1 pseudogene is annotated in these 250 nt (G+C 46.0%); it reads right to left on the bottom strand.

Going from position 1 to position 250, the window contains the following annotated elements:
* Positions 1–128: 128 nt before the first annotated feature.
* Positions 129–250 (bottom strand): annotated as a pseudogene (locus VPK24_RS14700) (IS630-like element ISAtsp7 family transposase); the annotation flags it as partial.

Below are 250 nucleotides of genomic sequence, written 5' to 3'. Positions count from 1 at the left end.
TGCGGGTAGGATTGGCAATGACCGGGAGACGACTCATGAGCTGGGTGATGCTTCGGGTAGGTCTAGCCTAAAACCGGATTTAGAGCTGCCAAGTCGGCTTTAGCTTCTCTTTATAAATTAGCTCTTACTTTGAGCTGCGGTGCCAAGTTGACTTTGACAAACTCCAAAAAGTCTTCCTTTTTCATGGAGCCTTTCAAGCCTTTGATTGCTACAACTCCTGATCGCCTAATTGCACTAATCACTGTCATCT

Source organism: Limnothrix redekei LRLZ20PSL1 (genome assembly GCF_043235035.1).
GTDB lineage: Bacteria > Cyanobacteriota > Cyanobacteriia > CACIAM-69d > CACIAM-69d > CACIAM-69d.
The sequence above is the reverse complement of the archived record's forward strand: the minus strand, read 5'-3'. Positions and strand labels throughout refer to the sequence as shown.